The sequence below is a fragment of the Mycobacterium sp. TH-M25 genome (assembly GCF_057473665.1).
The window spans coordinates 1-9037 of sequence record NZ_JBYCLA010000501.1 but is presented as its reverse complement, the minus strand read 5'-3'; the positions used below and the strand labels follow the sequence as shown (position 1 = coordinate 9037).

9 protein-coding genes and 2 pseudogenes are annotated in these 9037 nt (G+C 66.1%); 7 read left to right on the top strand and 4 right to left on the bottom strand.

Annotated features, from left to right (window positions below; genetic code table 11):
* On the bottom strand, positions 1 to 1296 hold a 1296-nt coding region (locus AC2VOU_RS16910), incomplete at its 3' end, for an aldehyde dehydrogenase family protein (protein ID WP_486958405.1).
* A 167-nt stretch (positions 1297 to 1463) separates the two neighbouring features.
* Between AC2VOU_RS16910 and AC2VOU_RS16905 the strand changes: the two are divergent.
* The 5 genes and pseudogenes from AC2VOU_RS16905 to AC2VOU_RS16885 form a co-directional block, all read left to right on the top strand.
* Positions 1464 to 1739, top strand: a pseudogene (locus AC2VOU_RS16905) (acyl-CoA dehydrogenase family protein); the annotation flags it as partial.
* A 14-nt stretch (positions 1740 to 1753) separates the two neighbouring features.
* A complete protein-coding gene (locus AC2VOU_RS16900; protein WP_486958404.1) occupies positions 1754 to 2896 on the top strand; it encodes an acyl-CoA dehydrogenase family protein in 1143 nt (380 codons plus the stop codon).
* 98 nt (positions 2897 to 2994) lie between these two features.
* A complete protein-coding gene (locus AC2VOU_RS16895; RefSeq protein WP_090422608.1) occupies positions 2995 to 3735 on the top strand; it encodes a FadR/GntR family transcriptional regulator in 741 nt (246 codons plus the stop codon).
* On the top strand, positions 3732 to 3977 hold the full coding sequence (locus AC2VOU_RS16890; protein ID WP_486958403.1) for a hypothetical protein: 246 nt from the start codon (positions 3732 to 3734) through the stop codon (positions 3975 to 3977). Before AC2VOU_RS16895 ends, AC2VOU_RS16890 begins: the two co-directional genes overlap by 4 nt.
* On the top strand, positions 3974 to 4558 hold the full coding sequence (locus tag AC2VOU_RS16885) for a PaaI family thioesterase (protein WP_486958402.1): 585 nt from the start codon (positions 3974 to 3976) through the stop codon (positions 4556 to 4558). Before AC2VOU_RS16890 ends, AC2VOU_RS16885 begins: the two co-directional genes overlap by 4 nt.
* 29 nt (positions 4559 to 4587) lie before the next feature.
* On the opposite strand, the gene AC2VOU_RS16880 is transcribed toward AC2VOU_RS16885, so the two are convergent.
* Positions 4588 to 5748, bottom strand: a complete 1161-nt coding sequence (locus tag AC2VOU_RS16880; RefSeq protein ID WP_486958401.1) for a thiolase C-terminal domain-containing protein — start codon at positions 5746 to 5748, stop codon at positions 4588 to 4590.
* The gene (locus tag AC2VOU_RS16875; RefSeq protein ID WP_486958400.1) at positions 5745 to 6977 is read right to left on the bottom strand and encodes a Zn-ribbon domain-containing OB-fold protein; all 1233 of its coding nucleotides are present in this window, start codon (positions 6975 to 6977) and stop codon (positions 5745 to 5747) included. Before AC2VOU_RS16875 ends, AC2VOU_RS16880 begins: the two co-directional genes overlap by 4 nt.
* Positions 6978 to 7090: 113 nt before the next feature.
* Between AC2VOU_RS16875 and AC2VOU_RS16870 the strand changes: the two genes are divergently transcribed.
* Together AC2VOU_RS16870 and AC2VOU_RS16865 are read left to right on the top strand one after the other, a co-directional pair.
* Positions 7091 to 7954 carry an SDR family oxidoreductase gene (locus tag AC2VOU_RS16870; protein WP_486958399.1) on the top strand — a complete coding sequence of 288 codons (864 nt, stop codon included), beginning with the start codon at positions 7091 to 7093 and terminating at the stop codon, positions 7952 to 7954.
* 85 nt (positions 7955 to 8039) lie between these two features.
* Entirely contained in the window at positions 8040 to 8819 is a 780-nt protein-coding gene (locus AC2VOU_RS16865; RefSeq protein WP_486958398.1) for an SDR family oxidoreductase, read from the top strand.
* A 42-nt stretch (positions 8820 to 8861) separates the two neighbouring features.
* Here AC2VOU_RS16865 and AC2VOU_RS16860 read toward each other — a convergent pair.
* Positions 8862 to 9037, bottom strand: a pseudogene (locus tag AC2VOU_RS16860) (enoyl-CoA hydratase/isomerase family protein); the annotation flags it as partial.

Genomic DNA, 9037 nt, shown 5'->3' with positions numbered 1-9037 from the left:
GCCCGCCAGCCCGTAGGTGGAGTTGTTCGCCATCTCCACGGCGCCGTCGTCACCACCGTCGTACGGGGTGATCGTGATGACGGGACCGAAGATCTCCTCCTGGAAGACCCGGTGCTCGGGTGCGACGTCGGCGAGAACTGTCGGCGCAACGAAGTAGCCGCGGTCCAGCCCCTCGGGCTTGCCGCCGCCCACGGTCACCCGGGCGCCCTGTTCCTTGGCGACCCGGATGTAGTCCATCACCCGGTCGCGCTGTTTGGCCGACACCAACGGACCGCAGAAGTTGGCCGGATCGCTCGGGTCGCCGATGGTGACCCCGGCAAAGGCCGCGGTGGCCAGTTCGACGGCCTGGTCATAATGCGATCTGGGCACCAACATCCGGGTGGTCAGCGCGCAGCCCTGGCCCGAGTGCATCAGCGCGCCGATACATCCTGGGACGGTCTCGGCCAGATTGGCGTCGTCGAGCAGCAGATAGGCCGACTTGCCACCGAGTTCCATCAGGTTGCGCTTCATGGTCGCCGCGGTCAGCCGACCGATCAGTTCACCGACCGCGGTCGAGCCGGTGAAGGAGATCATGTCGACCCGCGGATCGGTCAGCAGGCGCTGGGCGATGTCGTTGTCCGACGCGGGCACGATGTTCACCACACCGGCCGGGATGTCGGTCTTTTCGGCGATGATGCGGCCCCAGCGCAGCGCGCTCCAGGGTGTTTCCATCGCCGGTTTGAGCACCATCGTGTTGCCGGTGGCCAGGATCTGGCCGACCTTGTTGCTGATGATCTCGACGGGGAAGTTCCACGGCGTGATGGCGCCGACCACACCCATCGGCTCCTTGACCACGACGCGGTTGTAGGGCACGCCCATCAGGGCGGCCTCCTCGAGCTGGCGCTCCCAGGGGAAGTCGGAGATGTACTGCGCGGGCCAGCGGATCGCCTCGGCCAACGGCCAGTCCAACTGCGCGATATAGGTCATGCCCCGCGGAGCGCCGGCCTCGGCCACCAACTCCGCGCGCATGTCCTCCTTTTCCTGCTGCAACGCCTCGTGCAGCTGCATCAGGCAGTGCTGCCGGAACGCGCGGTCGGTGGACCAGGTCGTGGTGTCGAAGGCCCGACGGGCCGCTGCGATCGCCTCGTCCATGTCCTGGGCGCTGGCGTCTGTTGCCACGCCCAACAGCTCTTCGGTCGCGGGATTGAGGTTGTCGACGGTGTGGCCCGTCGCGGATTCGCGCAGGCGACCATCGATATACAGGCGCGATTCGGGGTTGAACTGGACGGTGGTTGCGGCGACTGGCGAAGCCGTCATCAGAGCTTCCTCTCGCTGGACTGTCGGCGTGGTTTATTGTACTCATTTATAGATAATTGTTTAGCGGATTAGCCGACGGGTTGTCCGCGACGTCACGAAGGGGGTCCCGGTTGACCGCCCCTGCCGATGCCGCCAGCCGTCACCGTGACTACAGGTCGTACGTTCCGCTTCGCGCCTCGTGGCGCTTCGGTGCGCGGTTGTCAGCGCAGGCCGCCAAGGCTGCGGCCGGACAGGCGCACCGCGCCGTCAACGACGCGGCGCTGCAGGTGTGCGGCGCGATCGCCCTGTCCGCCGAGCACGATCTGAACCGTTATACCGCGCGAGGGTTCCAGGTTGACGCGCTGTGCGAATCCCACCTTCAGCTGGAAGCCCTGCTCGACGAGCGACTATTCGAGATGCATCCCCCGACCCGCCCCTTGCCTGCGCTCGTCGCCTGCAGCTGAGGAAGGAAAACCACATGCGCCGCAATATTTTCGACGACGTCCACAACGAATTTCGCGCCACCGCACGCGCGTTCTTCGAACGTGAATGCGCGCCCTACAGCGAGAAGTGGGAACGCGAAGGCAAGGTCAGCCGCGAGGCATGGCGCGCCGCCGGTGAGCATGGCTTGATCGGCTGGGCGCTGCCGGAGCGCTTCGGCGGCATGGGACTCACCGATTACCGTTTCAACCAGATTCTCTCTGAGGAGATGATGGCCACCGGTTCGGTGGGCATCGGTCTGGGCGTGCAAAACGACATCCTGGTGCCGTATCTCGACGACCTCACGACAAAGGAGCAGAAAGAGCGCTGGCTGCCCAAGTTCATCTCCGGTGAGTACATCGGCTCGATCGCAATGTCGGAGCCGGCCGCCGGTTCCGACCTGGCGGGCATCAAGACCACCGCGACGGATGCCGGCGACCACTGGGTGGTCAACGGCCAGAAGACGTTCATCAGCAACGGGCTGCTGTCCAAGCTCGTGCTGACCGCCGTCAAGACCGAGCCGTCGGCCGGCCGCAAAGGCATCAGTCTGCTGATGATCGAGGACGGCATGGAGGGCTTCACCCGCGGCCGCAAGCTCGACAAGATCGGCCAATGGTCCGCCGACACCGCCGAGCTGTTCTTCGACAACGTCCGGGTCCCCAAGGAGAACCTCGTCGGCGAGCTCAACCGCGGCTTCTACCACCTCCTTTCGCACCTCCCGAGCGAGCGGCTGGGCATCGCCTGCTACGGCCTGCCGATGGCCCGGCGCGCGTTGGAGCTGACGAAGAACTACGCACTCGAGCGCACCGCGTTCGGTCAGCCCGTCGGCAAGTTCCAGGTGAACCGCCACTTTTTGGCCGAGATGCAGACCAAGCTGGACGCCGCGCAAACCTACCTCGACCAGTGTGTCCTGGCGCTGAACGAGGGCCAACTGACGGCCGAGGACGCCGCAGGCCTGAAGTGGTGGACCACCGAGGTGCAGTGGGAGATCATCGACCGTTGCCTGCAATTGCACGGGGGCTACGGCTACATCAACGAATACGAGGTGGCCCGGCTGTGGCGCGATTCCCGGGTGCAGCGCCTCTACGGCGGAACCACCGAGATCATGAAGGATCTGATGGGCCGGTCGATGGGCTACTGACGCTGGTCAGGTTCCGCACTGGCCGACACCCGCTCGGGCTGCGGCGAGTCGGTTGATCTGCACTGACAGTTAGTTGATTCAGCGAGGCGGAGGCGATTATGGAGGTCACCAATCTTCGGGAACCGAAGATGGCCGATCGCGTGGCCACCGTGCTGCGCAGAATGTTCATCCGCGGTGAGATCAGCGAGGGCTCGATGTTGCCCCCGGAATCGGAGCTGATGGAGCGGTTCGGGGTGTCGCGCCCGACGCTGCGCGAGGCGTTTCGGGTGCTGGAGTCCGAGTCCTTGATCGAGGTGCAGCGTGGCGTGCGTGGCGGCGCGCGGGTGACGCGTCCACGGCGCGAGACGCTGGCCCGATACGCCGGGCTGATCTTGGAGTACGAGGGCGTGACGTTGAAAGACGTCTACGATGCCCGGGCCAACCTAGAAACACCCATGGTGGTGGCGTTGGCCAATGGGGCCGACCCCGACGCCATCGCCGAGCTCGAGCGGATCGTCGAACACGAATCCCGACTGCAGCCCGGTATCGAGTCGATCGACAAGATGACCGACTTCCACGCCGCTATTGCGCGCTTGTCGGGTAACAAGACGCAGCAGATCGTCAGCGCCATGCTGCATCACATCATCGAAAAGGCCAACCGCTCGTTGCAGCCGACCGAGGGCGCAGCCGCAGAGCAGGCGCTGCGCCGTTCGGCCACGACGCATCGCATGGTCCTGGAACTGATCAAGTCCGGCGACGCGGACAAGGCGGGTGAGCTCTGGCAACGCCATCTGATGAAGGCAGAGGAGTTTCTGTTCGCCGGATCCAAGTTGTCAACCGTCGTCGACCTTCTCGAATGAACCGCATAACCGAGGAGGAGGTTCAGCGCGACATCGAGACACCGGACAGCATCCGGGTGCGGTTTGGAGTCGAATTCCTCGAGGCCAATCTCGCCGATGCGGCTATCGCGATGTCGATGCCGATAGCGGGCCTGCGCAACCCCTTTACCGGCGCGCCGGCGGTGGGTCTGCTGGCCATTCTCGTCGACGCCGCCGGCGGCATGTCCACCATTACCGTCGTCGTAGCGATCAGTGGACGGTGACAACGGAACTGACACTGGAGCTCAGCCCAGCCGAGTGGGCCGACGTCGAGAAACCGGTGCTCGCCCGTGCACGCCCGCTGGGCCCCGTCGGCGGCACGACCCTTTCACTGTGCACGCTGAGCTTAGGCGGAACCGTCATCGGCGCCGGCGCGGTTCGTTCGTACTTCATCCCGGCAGAAGGTCGGCGGGTCCAACGTCCCGCGGACTCATACCGGGGGTCGACGCGACAGTTGTCGGATCTGATGGGGGTCGATGTTGACAGCTGCGGCGACGGCACCTCGGTACTGCGGCAGCGTGTCGACCCGGATCTGAACAACGAGATCGGCATCATGCATGGTGGTGTCGCCGCGGCCGGGCTGGAGCTGACCGCATCGGCGGCAATCAACGCCGACCAACCGGGTGATCCGCTGCGAACCGCGTCGTTACGGGTGAACTTCTTGCGCCCGTTCATCGCCGGCCACAATTCTCGGTACGTCGGAACGCCACTGCGCATCGGCCGCACCTCCGCGGTCAGCGATGCCCGGGCGATCGGCGACGATGACAAGGTGGCGATCACCGCGCGGCTGACCGCCTACCGCTGAGCGGCCAGGCAGGTATCGCCTCGGGCGGCTCAGGCCCGGTCGCGGGAAAGGATCGTCACCGCGGAGACGGCTGTCGGACCGCCGATGTTGTGCGCCAACCCGATTCGCGCGCCATCGACCTGATTCTCGGCCTCCCCACGCAACTGGTTGAACAGCTCGTAGCACTGGGCGACCCCGGTAGCGCCCGGCGGGTGGCCCTTGGCCTTCAGTCCCCCGCTGGGGTTGATCGGGATCGCGCCGCCAACGTAGTTCTCACGTCCTTCGACGATCTTGTACGCCTCGAAGCGCTCGGCGAAGCCGAGATCTTCGTAGCTGATCAGTTCGACACCGGTGAAGCAGTCGTGCACCTCGGCGACATCGATGTCGCGAGGCGTGAGACCGGCCATCTTGAGTGCCGCCTTCGCGGCCCGCACCGTCGGGGGAAAGGTGGTCATGTCGTTTTTGTGCTGGTGCATGACCCGGTCCATACCGAGGCCGACACCACGCACCCACACCGGCCTGTCGGTATAGCGGCCGACGACATCCTCGGCGGCCAGGATCACCGCGGCGGCGCCGTCGGACTGGGGGGTGCAGTCATAGAGTCCGAACGGCTCGGCCACGATGGGCGCGGCCAGTGCCTGCTCGACGGTGATTTCGTAGCGCAGCTGGGCTTTGGGGTTGTTCAGCGCGTGGAAGTGGTTCTTGACCGCCACCATAGCCATGTGCTCCCGGGTCGCCGGTGACTCATGCAGATAACGGGTGACGTGCAAGGCGAAGTTGGCCGGTGCGACAAGGCCCAGTGGATAGTCCCAGGCGTTGTCCCGGGTCATGGCGGCCCACTCCCAGAACGTCGCGTTCGTCGCCGTCTCGCGCACTTTGTCGGCGCCGAGCACCAGCACGACGTCGTAGAGGCCGGAGGCGATGGCCAGGGTCCCGTTTCGGATCGCGTCATTGCCAGTCGCACAGGCATTTTCGACACGCGTGACGGGGATGTCGGTGAGATCGAGGGTGTCGGCGAGGATTCCGGACGGGAATCCATCGGTGGTGGACAGCTCCCCGAACCAGGCGGCCTCGATCTCGGACTTTGTGATGCCCTTGTCGACGTGGGCCACCGCTTCGGCATAGGCCATCGGCACGAGGTCTTTAATCCCCGGGCCGAAATGTTCGGCGAACGGGGTCATCCCGGCACCGACAATTGCGACGTTCCTCATACCCGGGCTCCTTGTGCCGTGTGCCGTTCGGTGCGCCCCGGCCAGAAGGCGTACCCGTAGTCGGGGATGCCTGCACGGGTCGCGATCCTGCGCAATACCACCGCGCCCGCTTGCCCGATGGTGGCCTCCCCCGCCGGCACGCCGGTGACCTTGAGCAGGACGCGCACCGGGCTTTCGTCCAGCTGGACCACCGCCAGCGAGTACGGGCTGGGCAGGTCGGGGACCGGAATCCGGATCGTGGTGTGAGTGTAGACGGTGCCGGTACGCGGCAGCGGCTCGAGCCGGTAGTGGTCAGACAGTACGCCGGAATCGTCGACACGGACCCGCGGCGGGAACTGAGGGGCTGCGTCGATTCCGGGACGCTCCTCGAAAACCGCTGCTTCCCAGCGAATTTTCGGCTCGAACGCACGTGCGTAGGCCGGTAGCGAGATCGGGATGCCCACACCGTCTGCCACGCGTGTCTTGGGCAGGTCACGGGCGGGCACCTCGTCGCGGACGATCCGCGGTGGCGTGTCGGCGAGCGTCAGCTCGCTGACGCTGACCGCGGATTGTTCGATGGCGAACAGCAGGCCGGGGGTGCGGTTGTCGATCACGTCGGCCAACAATCGGCTGACCGCGGCGGCCGACACCGTTGCATCGTCGAGTGCGGCGGACGTGTCGAAGCCTCCGCCGAGCTGTCCGGCCTTTGCCCCGGCGACCGCGGCCACGACGGGAGACCCGGTCAGACCCAGGCGTGCGACCGTGGCCCGCACCCCGACCTCGCGCTGCAGCCGGGGATCAAGATATACGTGGCGGGAACCGTCATCGGCGCGGGCCAGCATGGGCAGGCTGCGGGCCTGACGCGCCGCGGCGGCCAGCGTGGTGCCGGCCGGGCCGGTCAGCACCGCCGACGCCCCCGCCGCGGCCTCGTTGTCGTCGGCGGCGATCACCAGTGTGTCGTCCGGGGCGCTGACGAGTTGGTCCAGCAGCGCCGGCGCCCCGCCGAGGACCTCAGCCACCGGGGTGTCGGCCGGCAATGAGAGGCCGGCCAGCAGCACCGCACCGTTGCCGCCCTCCAGCAGCGGGAAGTTGCGCGACACCATGATCACCCGGTGCGCCGATGCGTCGGGATCGGCGGCCCGGCCGGCGGCGACCGCCATGGTCAGCGCATCCTCGTCGGGCCCTTTGACGCGGCGGTCACCGACCTGCCATGGCGGCAGATAGGTGCCGATCGAGACGACATGGGTCATAGTGCCTCGCTTCAATCCGGCGGCGGGGCGGCCGCATCTGGCGCCCCATTAATAAGCTATATAGTTATAGCATTTCAGGACAAGGTTCAACCGGAGCTAGAAGGAGATGCATCGTGGCCGACGGCGGCTTGCGCACCTTGAAGGATCGTGTTGTCGTCATCACCGGGGCGAGCCGGGGTATCGGCCGCGACATCGCAGTCCGCGCGGCTGCCGATGGGGCCAGTGTGGTCTTACTGGCCAAGACGGACACCCCGAATCCCAAGATCGCGGGTACCCTCGCCGAAACCGCCGAGGCGGTGCAGGAGGCGGGCGGTAAGGCGCTGCCCCTGATGTGCGACGTGCGCGACACCGAGGCCGTCGCCGGTGTTGTCGCACAGGCCGCCGAGACCTTCGGCGCCATCGACATCGTGGTGAACAATGCGGGTGCGCTCGATCTGCGTCGCACCCCCGCGCTACCGCTAAAGATGTTCGAGCGTCTGCTCGCGGTAAACGTTGAGGGTCCGTTCGCGGTGGTGCAGGCGGCTTTTCCGCATCTACGAGCCTCGGACAACGCGCACATCGTCAACGTGTCCCCGCCGCTGGACCTGGCGCCAGCATGGGTCGGCGCGCATCTCGGCCACACCGTCGCCAAGTACGCCGAGAGCCTGCTGACCCTGGGCTGGGCCGCGGAATTCGCGTCGATTCCCATTGCCGTCAATTCGTTGTGGCCAGCCACCACCGTCGCCAGCACCGGGATGATGGCGGCGATGGGCGAGGACGTCGTGCGGGCGCAGGCGCGCAGTCCACGCATCATGGCCGACGCGATGCACGCACTGGTAACCCGCCCCGCCGCGAACTGCAGCGGTCACTTCTATACAGACGAAGAGGTGTTGCGCGAGGAGGGTATCGAGGATCTGGCCCAGTACCGTCTCGCCGCACGCGAGGAAGACCTGACCCCTAACTTCTACCTGACGTCCACACCGCGGCCGGCTCTCTAAAGGCCGTGTGCGGCTGTGGCCTCCACGCGGAGCTGCCGGCACGGCAACCTAACCCAATGAAAAGTTCTGTTATCAAGGAGGACTGTTGAACCTACAGCAATTCGACGGCGCGTCGGCCATAGTCAGTGGCGGCGCGGGAGGTTTGGGCGAGGCGACCGTGCGGCGTCTACACAACGACGGCCTGGGCGTGGTGATCGCCGATCTCGCCGACGACAAGGGTAAGGCGCTGGCTGATGAGCTGGGCGACCGCGCCGTTTTCGTCCGCACCGATGTCACCAGCGAGGACAGCATCCTGGCCGCTATCGAGCAGGCCAATCAACTCGGTCAGCTGCGTTACGGGGACGTGGCACACGGTGGTTTTGGAGTCGCGCAACGAATCGTCCAAAGGGATGGCAGCCCAGCGGATTTCGGCGGCTTCACCAAGACGATCGACCTATACCTCAACGGCACCTACAACGTCGCTCGACTGGTCGCCGCCTCGGTCGCAACGGCCGCACCGCGCGAGGACGGAGAGCGCGGCGCGCTGGTGCTGACGGCGTCGATCGCCGGCTACGAAGGCCAGATCGGGCAAACCGCCTACGCCGCGGCCAAGGCCGGTGTCATCGGGCTAACACTGGCCGCGGCCCGTGATCTGGGATCGGTGGGCATCCGGGTCAACACTATCGCCCCGGGAACAATGAAGACGCCGATCATGGAGTCGGTCGGTGAGGAGGCGATCGCCAAGTTCGCATCCAATGTGCCCTTCCCCAGGCGACTCGGAGCCCCCAGCGAGTACGCCGACGCGGCGGTATTCTTGCTCACCAACGGCTATGTCAACGGCGAGGTGCTGCGCCTCGACGGCGCTCAGCGTTTCACACCGAAGTAGACCAGCGGCACACGCAGCCAGATGCGCCGGCCCGATGTCGGCCTACAGACGGCCGGCGACGCGCAGGTCGGGATGCACCCAACTGGGTGACCGCTTCTCCTTGAACGCACGGAACCCTTCCTGCGCTTCCTCACCCGCCAGGCTGGTCTGCATTCCGATGCGGTCGAATAGTCCCAGGTAGTTGTCCAAGCTTGCCTTGATCACGGTGCGCGCCCCCG